Source organism: Variovorax paradoxus (assembly GCF_024734665.1).
In the GTDB taxonomy this organism is placed as follows: domain Bacteria; phylum Pseudomonadota; class Gammaproteobacteria; order Burkholderiales; family Burkholderiaceae_C; genus Variovorax.
The window spans coordinates 1,489,753-1,505,144 of the sequence record NZ_CP102931.1; the positions used below are offsets into that span (position 1 = coordinate 1,489,753).

Here is a 15,392-nt window from a genome sequence, read left to right on the forward strand (position 1 = left end):
GGCTGCGCTACCGCGCAGCCCAATCAGGCCAGCAGGTCGCTGAGCGTGCGCGCGATCACCTTGGTGGCGCGGCGCAGGTCTTCGAGCACCACGCGCTCGTCGCTGCGCTTGGCGTGCGATTCGAGCACCGTGCGCGGGCCGGCGCCGTAGATCACGCCTGGAATGCCGGCTTCGACGTACAGGCGCACATCGGTGTACAGCGGCGTGCCCATGGCCTTGATGGGCTCACCGAACAGTTCGCCGCCGTGCTTCTGGATCGCATCGACCAGCGGCTTGTTGCCGGCCAGCGGCTTCATCGAATTGGCGAGCAGCAGGCGCTTGATTTCGACGGTGATGCCCGCGCTCTCGGCGGCGGCATCGGCAATCACCTTGCGGATCGCGGCTTCGACCTCGACCGGGTTCTCTTCGGGGATCATGCGGCGGTCGAGCTTGAACACGACCTTGCCGGGCACCACGTTGGTGTTGGTGCCGCCCTCGATGCGGCCGACGTTGAGGTACGGGTGCGTGATGCCCTCGACCTTCGACGTGACCTGCTGGTAGAGCGTGTTCTGCGCATACAGCGCGTTGAGGATCTTCACGGCGCCTTGCAGAGCGTCGATGCCGGTGGCCGGCACGGCGGCGTGGGCCATCTTGCCGTGCACCGTCACTTCCATCTGCAGGCAGCCGTTGTGCGCGGTGACCACTTCGTAGCTGAAGCCGGCCGCGATCATCAGGTCGGGCTTGGTCAGGCCCCTCTCCAGCAGCCAGCCCGGGCCGAGGATGCCGCCGAACTCTTCGTCGTAGGTGAAGTGCAGCTCGACGCTGCCCTTGGTGGGCTTGGCCACCGCTTCGAGCGCGCGCAGTGCGAAGGTGAAGCTGGCGAAGTCGCTCTTGCTGACGGCAGCGGCACGGCCGTAGAGGCTGCCATCGACGATTTCGCCGCCATACGGGTCGTGTGTCCAGCCTTCGCCCGGGGGCACCACGTCGCCGTGGGCATTGAGCGCGACCGTCAGGCCTTCGTTGCCGTACTTGCGGCGCACGATCAGGTTGGTGATCGATTCGAGGCCGTAGTCCTTCACTTCCTGCGCGGGCACGGCGTGCTTCTCGGCATCGAGGCCGAAGTCTTTCAGCAGCTCGGCTGTGCGCTCGGCGTGCGGCGCGTTGTTGCCCGGTGGCGTGTCTGTGGGCACCTGCACCAGTTGCTGCAGGAATTGCACTTCCTCGTCGAAGTGGGCGTCGATCCAGGCGTCGAGCTTGGCGTAGTCGGTCATGGTTGTTCTTCTGTGAATCAGTGGGCTTGTTCGGCGGCGAGGTTTTCCAGAAGCAGTTGGAAGGCCTGCACTGCGAGCTGGATGTCGTCGTTGGTGCTCGATTCGAGCGGGTTGTGGCTGATGCCCGAGTTGATGCCGCGCACGAACAGCATGGCCTGCGGCATCACCTCGTGCAGCTTCATCGCGTCGTGGCCGGCGCCGCTGGGCATGCGGAAGAGCGGAATGCCCAGCGCATCGACGGCCTTTTCCCAACGCTGCTGCCAGGCGGGCGCGCTGGGCGCGGCGGAGGCGCGCATGGTTTCTTCGAGCTCGTAGCGCACGCCGCGGCGCTCGCAGATGTCTTTCAGCGCGTTGACCACGTCGGTGGCCAGCGCGTCGCGCTGCGCGTTGTTGGGCGCGCGCAGGTCGAGGCTGAACTTGCAGCGGCCCGGCACCACGTTGATCGAGCCGCTGGGCACTTCGAGCATGCCGACGGTGCCGACCGAGTCGCCGTCTTTTGCGGCGCGCTGCTCGGTGTAGAGGATCAGCTCGGCCACGGCGGCCGCGGCGTCGCGGCGGCGGTCCATGGGCGTGGTGCCGGCGTGACTGGCCATGCCGATCACTTCGCCCACGTAGCGCACGCTGCCGTTGATGGAGGTGACGATGCCCAGCGGCAGGTCGAGCTCGGTGAGCACCGGGCCCTGTTCGATGTGCACTTCGACGAAGCCGAGGTAGCGTGCCGGGTCGCGTTGGATCTTCGGGATGTCTTCCTGCTTCAGGCCTGCGTGCTGCATGGCCTCGCGCATGGTGACGCCGTCGGCGTCCTTCTGGTCGAGCCAGCGCTGGTCGAAGTGGCCGATGAGCGCGCCCGAGCCGAGGAAGGTCGCCTTGTAGCGCTGACCTTCTTCCTCGGCGAAGCCCACCACCTCGAAGGCGAAGGGCAGGCGCTTGTTCTGCCGCTTGAGTTCGCGCACGCAGGCCATCGGCACGAAGATGCCCAGGCGGCCGTCGTACTTGCCGCCGTTGCGCACGGTGTCGTAGTGCGAGCCGGTGAGCAGGGTCTTGGCGCCGGGTGTCGAGCCTTCGTAGCGGCCGACCACGTTGCCGACCGCGTCGATGTGCACCGAGTCGAAGCCCACGTCGCGCATCAGCGCGCTGATCTGCGCGGCGCAGGCGCGGTGCGCATCGGTCAGGTAGGTGACGGTGAGCTGGCCCTTCTCGGCATAGCCCGGGTCGGTGTGTACCGAGAGCTGCTCCTGCCAGTCCCACACGTCGTTGCCGAGCGTGACGTCGGCGGCGAACTTGTCGTCGAGGCGAATCTCCGCGATGCGATGGATGTTGCGCAGCGCCTCGCCGAGTTCGAAGTCGGGGTGGTTGTACAGCCGGCGCGCGAAGGTGTCGATGATCTCGCGCTTGGGCAGCCCCGTGCCGCGCGGGCCGCGCACCGCGAGGATGAACGGGAAGCCGAACTTCGCGTTGTAGTCGGCGTTGAGCTGCTGGATCTTTGCGAACTCCTCGGGCGTGCAGTCGGTCAGGCCGGCCTTGCTCTGCTCGTTGGTCGATTCGGCCGTCAGCGTCTTGCTGACCATGGCCTTGCCGGCGAGTTCGGGGTGGGCGCGGATCAGGCCGATCTGCTCGTCGGCCGACGAAGCGGCCAGCGCCTGCACGAGCGCATGCTTGAGATGCGCGAGCGAGCGGAACGGGCGTGCGGCCAGGGCGCGCTGAGGGATCCAGGGCGAGTGCTCATAGATGCCGTCGAGCAGCGCGACGGCTGCGGCCGGCACCGCGGCGTTGAGTTGGGCGATGGTGAGGCTCATGATGCGGCTCCGGCAATAGCTCCGGTTTCGAAGGGGTGCGCCTGCTTCCAGTGGCGCGCGATGTCGAGGCGCCGGCAGACCCACACGCGGTCGTGTTGTGCGATGTGATCGAGAAAACGCTGCAGCGCCGTGATGCGGCCCGGCCGCCCGAGCAGGCGGCAGTGCATGCCGATGCTCATCATCTTCGGGCTGTTGTCGCCGTTCGGGTCGCCTTCGGCATACAGCGCGTCGAAGGTGTCTTTCATGTACTGGAAGAATGGGTCGGCGTGCGAGTAGCCCTGCGGCAGCGCGAAGCGCATGTCGTTGCAGTCGAGTGTGTAGGGCACGATGAGCTGAGGCACCACGGTGCCGTCGGTCTTTTGCACCTTCATCCAGAAGGGCAGGTCGTCGCCGTAGTAGTCGCTGTCGTATTCGAAGCCGCCGTAGTCGGCCACGAGGCGGCGCGTGCGCGGGCTGTCGCGGCCGGTGTACCAGCCCAGGGCACGTTCGCCGGTGAGCTTTTCAATCGCTTCCATGCCCAGGCGCATGTGTTCGCGCTCGGTGGCTTCGTCGAGGTTCTGGTAGTGGATCCAGCGCCAGCCGTGGCAGGCGATCTCGTGGCCCAGCTCCTTGAAGGCGGCGGTCAGCTCGGGGTAGCGCTCAAGCGCCATGCCCACGCCGAACACGGTGAGCGGCAGGCCGCGCTTTTCAAACTCGCGAAGGATGCGCCATACGCCGGCACGCGAGCCGTACTCGTAGATGCCTTCCATGCTGATGTGCCGGTCGGGAAAGCTCGCCGGGTTGAACATCTCGGAGAGGAACTGCTCGGAGCCCGCGTCGCCGTGCAGCGTGGCGTTCTCGCCGCCTTCTTCGTAGTTGAGGACGAACTGCACCGCGACGCGCGCACCGCCCGGCCATTGGGCGTGGGGCGGGTTGCGGCCGTAGCCGACGAGGTCGCGCGGGTAGGGCAGGGTGGTGTCGTAGACGGTCATGGTTTGGATCAGGACAGCGCGAGGGAGATGTCGTTGGTGGGCACCTTGCGGTCGAACGTGAGATTGGCCTCGACGTGCTCCAGGTGTTCGGTCATGAGGCGAACGGCGCGCTCTTCGTCGCGCGCGGCCAGCGCCTTCACGATGTCGGCGTGCTCGTCGTTGGAGTGCTCGGCCGCGCTGGCGCTCTGGTACATCAGCGTGATGAGGGCGCAGCGCGAGATGAGTTCGCCCAGGATCTGCGCCAGCACCTGGTTGCCCATGAGCTCGGCCATGCGCACGTGGAAATCGCCGAGCAGCTCGGTGCGGCCCGAGATGTCTTCGCCGGACACGGCGGATTTTTCGAGCGCAACGTGCTCCTTCAGCGCCTTGATCTTGGCGGGCGTGACGGTGCGCACGAACTCGCGCGTCATCTCGGCTTCGAGCATGCGGCGCACGGCGAACACCTGCTTGGCTTCGTCGACGGCCGGTGCGGCCACGAAGGCGCCGCGTGCGGGTTCAAGGCGTATGAGCTTGTTCTGCGACAGCTGGAACAGCGCCTGGCGCACCAGCGTGCGCGAGACGCCGAAATGATCGGCCAGCTTTTGCTCGGCCAGCTTGGTGCCGGGCTGAAGCCGGTGCTCGACGATGGCCTTCGTGAGGGCATCGACGATCGAACGGGTGGTGGAGGACTCCATGTTTTTCATGATAGACCCAAAGCCGGTAACTGTATACACTTTTGTCCACCGGAATTTCCCGCACCCATTTCAAGGAGCGCCCCATGGGCCTGAGCACTCACGTACTGGACACGATGCATGGCGGCCCCGCAGCCGGCATGGAGGTCGCGCTGTACACCACCGACGGCGACGCCGCGACGCTGGTGAAGCGCTTCACGCTGAATTCGGACGGCCGCAGCGACGGACCGCTGTACGACAACAACTCACTGAAGGCCGGCACCTACCGGCTGGTGTTCGACGTGGCGGGTTACTTCAAGGCCCGCGGCGTCAAGCTGCCGGAGCCGAACTTCCTGAACAAGGTGTCGCTGGACTTCGGCGTGGCGCACACCGACCAGCACTACCACGTGCCCCTGCTCGTCAGTCCGTGGAGCTACTCCACGTACCGGGGCTCCTGAGGTCAGTCCCCTTGTTGCTGTCCCTCTGTCAGGGTGTCGAGCTGGAAGCGCCCGCTCTTGTCCCACAGCCAGGTGTCGGTCCACGTGACCGCGCCGAGACGGGTGGCGGCGGGGAAGGGCGCGGCCTGCAGAACGGCACGCTCGATCTCGGCGATCACTTCGGGCGCATGCTGGGGAGCGCGCAACCAGTGCATCGAGACCACCTTGCCGCCCGCATCCAGGTTCACCTGCAGCGTGCCGACCGCATAGAGCATGGGCGGCAGCTGCCCGCCGTAGATGCGCGAGCGGTTGATCTCGTAGATATGGCGCGCTGCATCGCGGCGGTAGTCGCGCGCCGTGGCGGCGTTCGAGGCGCGGGGCACCCGGCCGGATGCGCTGGAAGGGGAGGCACTGCTCAACTGGCCGGGCACGGCGCCAGGGCTGCCGCAGCCGGCCAGCCAGAGGGCGGAAAGAACGGAAGCGGCAAGTGCAAGGCGGCGGGGCGTAAGCTGGCGATTCATCGCCGGGTTTATACCGTGAGTCTTCATGGGCCAGGCAACCGAAGGTATCGACAACGATGAGCGGTGCGGTCGATCAACTGCTGGCACGTCTTCGTCACGAAGACGCGGTGCTGGTGCGCGTCGAATCGACGCAGGGCTCGGCGCCGCGCGAGGCCGGCACCTGGATGGCGGTGTGGGCCGATGCGCTCACGGCCACCATCGGCGGCGGGCAACTCGAATTCCAGGCCACGAAAGAAGCACGCGAAATGCTGGCGGGCACACGCGCGCCCTTCGATGGCATTCAGCGCTACCCGCTGGGCCCGAGCCTGGGACAGTGCTGCGGCGGCGTGATGTTCCTGTCGTACGAGCACGTCACCGCCGCCGATGCGCCAAGGCTGCAGCGCGAACTGGTCGCGCAACTCAAGCCCGTGGCGCTGTTCGGCGGCGGCCACGTGGGCGCGGCACTGGCGCGGCTGCTGGCCGCGTTGCCGTTCGCGGTGCGCTGGATCGACAGCCGCGACGGCGTCTTCCCCGACGAATTGCCCGCGCAGATCGACACCGAACATTCAGAACCCGTGCAGGACGCCGTGGCCGCGCTGGCGCCGGGCAGCCGCGTGCTCATCATGAGCTTCAGCCATGCCGAAGACCTGGACATCGTCATCGCCTGCCTGAAGCGCCTGCGCGAGCGCAACGACCTGCCTTACGTCGGCCTGATCGGCAGCAAGACCAAGTGGGCCACCTTCAGCCACCGGCTCGAGGCGCGGGGCTTCACGGCCGACGAACTGGCCCGCATCACCTGCCCGATCGGCGTGCCCGGCATCACGGGCAAGGAGCCCGAGGTGATCGCTGTGGCGGTGGCGGCACAGTTGTTGCAATCGCTGGGCTGAACAGGGTTTTCCCGGCGATCACGCCTTAAAAAACAGCCCCGTCCTTGCCAAAACTGTATACACTTTCGGTCCACAACAAGCCGCAGCGGAGCGAGGCCCATTTCTTCATGGAGCCTGCGTTCGCGGCACTTTCTCTGCTTACAGCGCCCGCGGTGGTGAGCAGGCTGAAACCCCTCCTTGGTGCCCCCACGCGCCAACTGGGTTGAGAGAGAGCACATGGAAAGCTATTACCTCGACTGGGCCAACCTGCTGCTGCGCTGGGTCCACGTCATCACCGCCATCGCCTGGATCGGCGCCTCCTTCTACTTCGTGATGCTGGACAACAGCCTCGAGAAGCCGCAGGACCAGGAATCGCTCGACAAGGGCGTGGGCGGCGAACAATGGGCCGTGCACGGCGGCGGCTTCTACAACATGCAGAAGTACGCGCTGGCGCCCAAGAAGCTGCCGGACCACCTGCACTGGTCTTACTGGGAGAGCTATTCGACCTGGATCACGGGTTTCACGCTCTTCACCATGTCGTACCTGTGGAACGCGAGCACGTACCTCATCGACAAGTCGAAGATGGACTGGCAGCCCGGTGCGGCCATTGCCGTGGCGCTGGCCTTCTTCGTGGTGTTCTGGATGGTGTACGACGGCATCTGCCAGATCTTCGGCCGGCGCAAGCACGGCGACACCATCGTCGGCGTGCTGATCGCCATCTTCATCGCCTTCGCGACCTGGCTGGCCTGCCAGTGGTTCGCGGGCCGCGCGGCCTTCTTGCTCGTGGGCGCCATGATGGCCACGACCATGAGCGGCAACGTGTTCTTCTGGATCATTCCCGGCCAGCGCAAGAACGTGGCGGCGCTGCGCGAGGGCAAGCCGGTGGACCCGGTGCATGGCCAGCGCGGCAAGCAGCGCAGCGTGCACAACACCTACTTCACGCTGCCGGTGCTGTTCGCGATGCTGAGCAACCACTACAGCTTTACCTACACGCACAAGTACAACTGGATCGTGCTGCTGCTGATCATGCTCGGCGGCGCGGCGATTCGTCAGTTCTTCGTGGTGCGGCATCGCTTCAAGCTGGGCAATGCGGGCAACCCGCTGCCTTACGCGCTGGTCGGCATCGTGGTGCTGGGCCTGACGATCGTCTGGATGAAACCTGAACCCGTGGCCGCGCCCGCGGTGGCTGCCGCCGCGCCCGCCGTGCCGTTCAAGGACGTGCAGAAGGTGCTCGAACAGCGCTGCTTCATGTGCCACGGCGCGGCCGTTCAGATGAAGAACGTGCGCGTCGATTCGCCGGAGCAAGTGGCCGCGCATTCACAGGCGATCTACCAGCAGGTGGTGGTCACGAAGATCATGCCGATGAACAACGCGACCGGCATCACCGACGAAGAGCGGGCCCTCATCAGCCGCTGGTTCCAGGGCGGCGCAAAGACAAACTAGACAGACAGAAGTTGACCGGCGGCAAGAGGGCGGGTCACGGTCCGCAGCACAATCGCCGGATTGGAGACAAAGCAGCAATGACCGCATCGAACCCCGCCTTCGGCCCCGCTCCCGATCCGCGCGAAGCCCCGCGCGCATTCCTCGAACACCTCTACCGCGTGGCGGTGGACCGCGCGCTGCCGCTGTCCACGCTGGGCGCCCATCTGCCGCCGCCGCCCAAGGGCCGTACGCTGGTGCTGGGCGCAGGCAAGGCCGGCGGCTCGATGGTGCAGGCGCTCGAGGCCCTGTGGCCGGCCGATGCGCCGCTGTCGGGGCTGGTCGTCACGCGTTACGACCACATTCCGCCGCGGCCCGAAGGCGTGCCGCAGCGCATCGAGATCGTCGAGGCCGCACACCCCGTGCCCGACGCCGCAGGCCAGCAGGCCGCCGAGCGCATCCTCGCGCTGACGCAAGGCCTCACGGCCGACGACCTCGTGCTGTGCCTGATTTCCGGTGGTGGCTCGTCACTGCTGGTGCTGCCGGCCGAAGGCCTGACGCTGGCCGACAAGCAGCGCATCAACAAGCAACTGCTCGAAAGCGGTGCAGGCATCGGCGAGATGAACTGCGTGCGCAAGCATCTGTCGCGCATCAAGGGCGGCCGGCTGGCAGCAGCATGCGCGCCGGCCCGCGTGGTGACGCTGACGATCAGCGACGTGCCCGGCGATGACGCGGCCGTCATCGCCAGCGGCCCGACGGTGCCCGACGCCACCACCTGCGCCGATGCGCTTGCCATCCTCGACCGCTACGGCATCGAAGTACCCGCCCCGGTGCGCGCGCAGCTCGAAAGCGGCGAACTCGAAACGCCCAAGCCGCACGACGCCGTGTTCAAGGGCCACGAGACGCACATGATCGCCACGCCGCAGCAGTCGCTCGAAGCCGCGGCCAGGGCGGCGCGCGAGGCTGGCATCGAGGCGCACATCCTCAGTGACGAAATGGAAGGCGAATCGCGCGAAGTCGGCAAGGTGCACGCCGCGCTCGCGCGTGCCGTGGCGCACCGCGGCGAGCCGTTCGCGCGGCCCTGCGTAATTCTTTCGGGTGGCGAGACCACGGTGACCATCCGCCCCCGCCAGCCGGGCCAGGCCAAGGGCCGCGGCGGCCGGGCCGGCGAGTTCTGCATGGGGCTGGCCGGTGCGCTCATGGGCCAGCCACAGGTGTGGGCGCTCGCCGCCGACACCGACGGCATCGACGGTGTGGAAGACAACGCGGGCGCCTTCGTCACGCCCGACACGCTGGCGCGCGCCACCGCTGCCGGGAAGAAGCTGTCGGACCATCTCGATCGCAATGACGCCTATGGCTACTTCGACGCCATCGGCGACCTGTTCGTGACCGGCCCGACCCACACCAACGTCAACGACTTCCGCGCGCTGCTGGTGTTGTAAGGAGCTTTACTCCTTCAGCACCATGTCGATGCACATCACCGCTGCCACGATCAGCAGGCGGCGGGCGTCGTTGGCCGGTACGCCCGGGTCGATCGACAGCATGTAGTTGTCGGCCGTGGTGAAGAGCTCCTTGCCCAGCCCCGCCCATTTTTTGGACACGGCGGCGAACTCGGTGCTGCCCTGCACGAAGCGGAAGTCCCAGCTGGTCCACTTGCCCTTGAGAGTGCAGGCGATCTGCTCCTGAGCGTCGAGCACGTCGAACTTGCCGCCGATGGAAAAGAGCTTCTGCCTGAACGAACCGACGACCTGATCGTTGCCGTCCAGCACCTGCACCTTCGACAGGAAGATGGACACGCCTCGCTTGACCGACAGCACCTTCTGCCCTTCGGGCGTCGATACCACCACGTCGAAAGGCGTGAAGCGCTTGTAGTCGGTGAAGCGCAGCAGCTTGCTGAAGAAGCCGAGGTTCGGCTCGCGGCACTCCAGAATTTTCTGTTGCGAATTCGGGTCGAAGATGTCGTAGTTGTTGGCCGCCTTGAAGATGCCGACGTGTTCCTTGATGAAAAACAGGTTGTTGCGCAGCGCTGCGTGCATGGATTTCCCTCGTCCTCTGTGTGTTTGTGTGACGGGGATTATGTTCGGCGCGCATGACGGCCCCGTTCCCCGCCCATTCCTCGCCCGTGCCCGCTGGCGGGCGAGGTTTGTGAACTCGGGTTAATCTATGCCCCCGGCGGCCTGTGGCTGCCGTTGAAGCCGGCGCATCCTTTCGGGTGCAGAGCCGCACAGCACCTCCAGAATTCCCCATTCTTCTTTTCATCATCCAGTCCCCGAAGGAAAGTTCGCCATGACCGCCACCTACACCGACACCCGCCTGCTGATCGACAATGAATGGGTCGACGCCACCGGCGGCAAGACACTGGACGTCGTGAACCCCGCCACCGGCAAGGCCATCGGCAAGGTGGCGCACGCCAGCATTGCCGACCTCGACCGCGCCCTGGCCGCCGCACAGCGCGGCTTCGAAACCTGGCGCAACACCCCCGCCAACGAGCGCGCTGCCGTCATGCGCCGCGCCGCCGGCCTGATCCGCGAACGCGCCCCCGAAATCGCCAAGCTGCTGACGCAAGAGCAGGGCAAGCCGCTGGCCGAAGCCAAGGGCGAAACGCTGGCTGCCGCCGACATCATCGAATGGTTCGCCGACGAAGGCCGCCGCGTCTACGGCCGCATCGTGCCCTCGCGCAACCTGGCTGCGCAGCAGCTCGTGCTGAAGGAGCCGCTCGGCCCGGTCGCTGCCTTCACGCCGTGGAACTTCCCGATCAACCAGATCGTGCGCAAGCTCGGCGCGGCATTGGCCACCGGCTGCTCGTTCCTGGTGAAGGCCCCTGAAGAAACCCCGGCATCGCCCGCCGCGCTGCTGCAGGCTTTTGTCGACGCAGGCATTCCGCCCGGCACCGTGGGCCTGGTGTTCGGCAACCCCGCTGAAATCTCGAACTACCTGATCGCCCACCCGATCATCCGCAAGGTCACCTTCACGGGCTCGACCCCGGTCGGCAAGCAACTGGCCGCACTGGCCGGTTCGCACATGAAGCGCGTGACGATGGAACTGGGTGGTCACGCTCCGGTGATCGTGGCCGAAGACGCTGACGTGGCGCTGGCCGTCAAGGCCGCTGGCGCGGCCAAGTTCCGCAACGCGGGCCAGGTCTGCATCTCGCCGACCCGCTTCCTGGTGCACAACAGCCTGCGCGAAGAATTCGCCCGCACGCTGGTCAAGTACACCGAAGGCCTGAAGCTCGGCGACGGCCTCGCCGAAGGCACCACCATCGGCCCGCTCGCCAACGCACGCCGCCTCACCGCCATGGCCCATGTGCTGGAAGACGCGCGCAAGAAGGGCGCCACGGTGGCTGCCGGCGGCGAACGCGTGGGCGACACCGGCAACTTCTTCGCCCCGACCGTGCTGACCGACGTGCCGCTGGACGCCGACGTGTTCAACAACGAACCCTTTGGCCCCATCGCCGCCATCCGCGGCTTCGACAAGCTCGAAGAAGCGATCGCCGAAGCCAACCGCCTGCCCTTCGGCCTGGCCGGTTACGCCTTCACCAAGTCGATCAAGAACGCGCACCTGCTGAGCCAGAAGCTCGAACTCGGCATGCTGTGGATCAACCAGCCCGCCACGCCGTCGCCCGAAATGCCGTTCGGCGGTGTGAAGGATTCGGGCTACGGTTCGGAAGGCGGCCCGGAGGCACTCGAGGCTTACCTGAACACCAAGGCTGTTTCGATCCTCGGCGTTTGATCGGCTCTTAGTCTTCGGCAGAGGCGTTCCAGAACGCCTGCTGCACGCCGTCGAGCGCTTCAAGCTCGGCAATCACCCGGTCGAGCTCCAGCGGCTCGACTGCGGTGGCGTACAGCGTCGCCTCGATTTCCGTGTCGGCTGGCCCGAAGGCGTGCTGGTCGACATCGCGCACCGGGTAGTTCGCGGCTTCCAGGAGCAGCAGCAACTGGTCCATTACCTCGGGCCGCGCCGCGCGCGAGCAGATCACGCGCACTGCATAGGTCGCCTCGCTCGATTCTTCGCTGATCGGGCGGCGGTTGATCCGGTTGACCACCGGCCGCAGCAGCGTGTTGCTGGCCAGCACGAACAGCGCGGCGATCATCGCCTCGCCCAGCAGATCGGCGCCCGCGCAGGCGCCCACCGCCGCCGACCCCCACAGCGTAGCCGCCGTGTTCAGGCCCGTGATGTTGGCGCCTTCCTTCATGATCGCGCCCGCGCCCAGGAAGCCGATGCCCGAGACCACGTAAGCCACCACGTGCACCGCCCCGTCCTGGCCATGCAGGCGGTTGGCCATGTCGACGAACACCGCCGCACCCACGGCCACCAGCGTGTTGGTGCGCAGGCCTGCGGTGCGCTGCCGTATCTGGCGCTCCAGGCCGATCAGCGAGCCGAGGACGAACGCGGCTGCCACGCTGATGAAGGTGTCGAGCAGCGAGAGCAGGTTGATGTTCTGGATGGCTTGCATCGAAAAGTTCTTTCTTGTCGGTAGGCCCCCGCATCGGGAGCCAAGGCATATTTGACGTCGCCAGGATGAAACCTTGTTGGCGAGTTGTTCAGAGCACTTGTTGATCGGCGAGCACTCATCTCACTGCCACCCATACCGCCGTGCATACCACCCCTTCACCGCCTGCGTCAGCACCGCATAGCCGACCAGCATGGCGACAAGCCAAGGGAAGTACATCAACGGCAGCGCCTGCAGCTTGAAGTAGTGCGCCAGCGGTCCCATCGGCAGCCAGATGCCCACCGCGGCAATCGCCGCGCCCATGATCAGCAGCGGCCATGCCGCGCGGCTTTGCAGGAACGGGATCTTGCGCGTGCGGATCAGGTGCACGATCAGCGTCTGCGACAGCAGGCCCTCGACGAACCAGCCCGACTGGAACAATGTCTGGTGGCCCACCGTGTTGGCCGCGAACACGAACCACATCACCGCGAACGTGAGGATGTCGAACACCGAACTCAGCGGACCGAAGAACACCATGAAGCGACCCAGGTCCGCCGGGTTCCAGCGCTGCGGGCTTTTCAGAAATTCGTCGTCCACGTTGTCGAACGGAATCGCGATCTGCGACACGTCGTACAGCAGGTTCTGAACCAGCAGGTGCAGCGGCAGCATCGGCAGAAACGGCAGGAACGCGCTCGCCACCAGCACCGAGAACACATTGCCGAAGTTCGAACTAGCAGTGAGCTTGATGTACTTGAGCATGTTCGCGAAAGTGCGGCGGCCCTGGATCACGCCTTGCTCCAGCACCATCAGGCTCTTCTCCAGCAGGATGATGTCGGCCGATTCCTTGGCCACGTCCACCGCGCCGTCCACCGAGATGCCGATGTCCGCTGCGCGCAGCGCGGGCGCGTCGTTGATGCCGTCGCCCATGAAGCCCACCACATGGCCGTTCGCATGCAGCGCGTGCACGATGCGCTCCTTGTGCGCGGGCGTGAGCTTGGCGAACACCTGGTGAGCTTCGACCACCAGGCGCAGGTCGGCATCGGCCATGTCCTCGATCTCGCGGCCGAGCACGATGCGGCCGACTTCCAGGCCCACGTCGGCGCAGACCTTGCGCGTGACCAGCTCGTTGTCGCCGGTCAGCACCTTCACGGCCACGCCGTGCTCAGCCAGCGCGCGCAGCGCGGGCGCGGTCGACTCCTTCGGCGGGTCGAGGAAGGCGACGTAGCCCAGCAGCATGAGCCCCGACTCGTCGGCCACGCCGTAGGCCGGCTTCTGCGCTTCGACTTTCAGCGAGCGGCTGGCCACTGCCACCACGCGCAGGCCCTGGGCATTGAGCTCCGACGCCACGCGATGAATGCGCGCCAGCACCTCCGCATCGAGCGCCAGCACTTCAGCGCCACGCTCGACCGAAGTGCACACCGACAGGATCTCTTCCAGCGCCCCCTTGCAGATCAGCAGGTGCTCGCTGCCGCCATTGGCCACCACCACCGACATGCGCCGGCGCGAGAAGTCGAAGGGCACTTCGTCGATCTTGCGGTAGGCCGTCTGCAGGCGTGTTTCGAGCTGCATCTCGGCATGGCTCAGCACGGCCTTGTCGAGCAGGTTCTTCAGCCCCGTCTGGTGAAAGCTGTTGAGGTAGGCCAGTTGCAGCACGTGGTCCGAGCCCTCGCCCCAGGCGTTGGTGTGGCGTTCGAGCACGATGCGGTCCTGCGTCAGCGTGCCGGTCTTGTCGGTGCACAGCACGTCCATCGCGCCGAAGTTGTGGATGGCTTCGAGCCGCTTGACGATCACCTTCTGGCGCGACATCACGACCGCGCCTTTCGCCAGCGTGGCGGTCACGATCATCGGCAGCATCTCGGGCGTGAGGCCGACCGCGATCGACAGCGCGAACAGCGCCGCCTCCCACCAGTCGCCCTTGGCCACGCCGTTGATCACCAGCACCAACGGCGCCATCACCAGCATGAAGCGGATCAGCACCCAGCTCACGCGGTTGATGCCTGCCTGGAACGCGCTGGTGCCGCGGTCGGTGGCTGTCACGCGTTGGGCCAGCGCGCCGAAGAAAGTGCGGTCGCCCGTGTGCACGATGAGCGCGGTGGCGGTACCGCTGATCACGTTGGTGCCCATGAAGAGCAGGTTCTCGCGTTCGAGCACGCCCGCCGCGTGGTCGCCGCGGTCGACGACGAATTTTTCCACCGGCATGGCCTCACCCGTCAGCGCGGACTGGCTGATGAACAGGTCCTTGGCGGTGAGCAGTCGGCAATCGGCCGGGATCATGTCGCCGGCCGACAGCGCGATCACTTCGCCCGGCACCAGGTCGCGCATCGGCACTTCGACGCGAACCGTACCGGCGTGCGTGGTGTCGAAGCCCTCGTCGCCAGCGGCGCCCGTCTTGTAGCCCGGCGCAGGCCGCAGCACGGTGGAGGTGTTGCTCACCATCGCCTTGAGCCGGTCGGCTGCCTTGTTGGAGCGCGACTCCTGCAGGAAGCGCAGCACCGTCGACAGCACCACCATGCTGCCGATCACGAGCGTGGCCTTCATGTCCTCGGTGACATAGGAGACCAACGCCAGCACCGTCAGCAGCAGGTTGAACGGATTGCGATAGCACTGCCACAGGTGCTGCCACCAGGGCAGCGGCTGCTCGTGGCGCACCTCGTTGCTGCCGAGGCGCTTGCGCAGCACCTGCGCATGGCCTTCGCTGAGGCCGCGCGGCGAGCTGTTGAGCTTGACCAGCATCTCGCCGGCATCGGTGCGCGAGGCGACGCCCAGTGCCTTCGCGATGTCGGGCGGCATGCTGACGGCGGAGCCGGTGCCGACGGGCTTGGAGCCCAGCAGCGTCTGCCAGCGCTCGAAGTGATGCAGCATGTGGCGGCTGCGCAGGAAGCTTTCGAAGAAAGACTTCAGGACGTTTTTCATTTGGTTCTCCTTCGGGGCGGCCGCCGCCCGCCCAGGGAGAACCTCCAGGCATCAATCAGCCAGGAGCAACCCTTTGCGAAGCGCGGCGGCGGGCCGCGTTGTTGTTGGTGCAATCGATCGAAGCGAAGGGGGCGCGCTACGGCGCAAATGAGAGGCTGGGT

13 protein-coding genes are annotated in these 15,392 nt (G+C 66.3%); 5 read left to right on the plus strand and 8 right to left on the minus strand.

Features of this window, described 5'->3' with window-relative positions; translation table 11 throughout:
• Positions 1-23: 23 nt before the first annotated feature.
• The 4 genes from NWF24_RS07005 to NWF24_RS07020 are packed head-to-tail and all read right to left on the minus strand — an operon-like array spanning position 24 to position 4,700.
• Positions 24-1,250, minus strand: coding sequence for a M20 family metallopeptidase (locus tag NWF24_RS07005; protein WP_258353559.1), 1,227 nt, complete (start codon positions 1,248-1,250; stop codon positions 24-26).
• A gap of 17 nt (positions 1,251-1,267) precedes the next feature.
• Positions 1,268-3,046: a 2-oxo-4-hydroxy-4-carboxy-5-ureidoimidazoline decarboxylase gene (gene uraD, locus NWF24_RS07010; RefSeq protein ID WP_258353560.1), complete on the minus strand. Its 1,779-nt coding sequence runs from the start codon at positions 3,044-3,046 to the stop codon at positions 1,268-1,270.
• Positions 3,043-4,017 carry an allantoinase PuuE gene (puuE, locus tag NWF24_RS07015; RefSeq protein ID WP_258353561.1) on the minus strand — a complete coding sequence of 325 codons (975 nt, stop codon included), beginning with the start codon at positions 4,015-4,017 and terminating at the stop codon, positions 3,043-3,045. Before puuE ends, uraD begins: the two co-directional genes overlap by 4 nt.
• An 8-nt stretch (positions 4,018-4,025) precedes the next feature.
• Positions 4,026-4,700, minus strand: coding sequence for a GntR family transcriptional regulator (locus NWF24_RS07020; protein WP_093058863.1), 675 nt, complete (start codon positions 4,698-4,700; stop codon positions 4,026-4,028).
• 74 nt (positions 4,701-4,774) lie between these two features.
• On the opposite strand from NWF24_RS07020, the gene uraH reads away from it, so the two are divergent.
• Positions 4,775-5,125: a hydroxyisourate hydrolase gene (gene uraH / locus NWF24_RS07025; RefSeq protein ID WP_007838349.1), complete on the plus strand. Its 351-nt coding sequence runs from the start codon at positions 4,775-4,777 to the stop codon at positions 5,123-5,125.
• Positions 5,126-5,127: 2 nt separating this feature from the next.
• Here uraH and NWF24_RS07030 read toward each other — a convergent pair whose 3' ends face one another.
• Entirely contained in the window at positions 5,128-5,625 is a 498-nt protein-coding gene (locus NWF24_RS07030) for a hypothetical protein (RefSeq protein ID WP_093081362.1), read from the minus strand.
• A gap of 56 nt (positions 5,626-5,681) precedes the next feature.
• Here NWF24_RS07030 and xdhC point away from each other — a divergent pair, with 56 nt between their 5' ends.
• From xdhC to NWF24_RS07045, 3 genes are all read left to right on the plus strand, one after another.
• On the plus strand, positions 5,682-6,491 hold the full coding sequence (gene xdhC, locus NWF24_RS07035) for a xanthine dehydrogenase accessory protein XdhC (protein ID WP_258353562.1): 810 nt from the start codon (positions 5,682-5,684) through the stop codon (positions 6,489-6,491).
• A 216-nt stretch (positions 6,492-6,707) separates the two neighbouring features.
• Positions 6,708-7,913, plus strand: coding sequence for a urate hydroxylase PuuD (locus NWF24_RS07040; protein WP_258353563.1), 1,206 nt, complete (start codon positions 6,708-6,710; stop codon positions 7,911-7,913).
• 77 nt (positions 7,914-7,990) lie between these two features.
• Entirely contained in the window at positions 7,991-9,331 is a 1,341-nt protein-coding gene (locus tag NWF24_RS07045) for a glycerate kinase type-2 family protein (protein WP_093058859.1), read from the plus strand.
• 6 nt (positions 9,332-9,337) lie between these two features.
• Here the strand turns inward: NWF24_RS07045 and NWF24_RS07050 are convergent, their stop codons facing one another.
• Positions 9,338-9,925, minus strand: a complete 588-nt coding sequence (locus NWF24_RS07050; RefSeq protein ID WP_258353564.1) for a phospholipid scramblase family protein — start codon at positions 9,923-9,925, stop codon at positions 9,338-9,340.
• A gap of 250 nt (positions 9,926-10,175) precedes the next feature.
• Here NWF24_RS07050 and NWF24_RS07055 point away from each other — a divergent pair, with 250 nt between their 5' ends.
• Positions 10,176-11,618, plus strand: coding sequence for an NAD-dependent succinate-semialdehyde dehydrogenase (locus NWF24_RS07055; RefSeq protein ID WP_093058857.1), 1,443 nt, complete (start codon positions 10,176-10,178; stop codon positions 11,616-11,618).
• Positions 11,619-11,625: 7 nt separating this feature from the next.
• Here NWF24_RS07055 and NWF24_RS07060 read toward each other — a convergent pair whose 3' ends face one another.
• On the minus strand, positions 11,626-12,342 hold the full coding sequence (locus tag NWF24_RS07060) for an MgtC/SapB family protein (protein ID WP_258353565.1): 717 nt from the start codon (positions 12,340-12,342) through the stop codon (positions 11,626-11,628).
• A 120-nt stretch (positions 12,343-12,462) separates the two neighbouring features.
• On the minus strand, positions 12,463-15,231 hold the full coding sequence (mgtA, locus tag NWF24_RS07065; RefSeq protein WP_258353566.1) for a magnesium-translocating P-type ATPase: 2,769 nt from the start codon (positions 15,229-15,231) through the stop codon (positions 12,463-12,465).
• Positions 15,232-15,392: the final 161 nt, after the last annotated feature.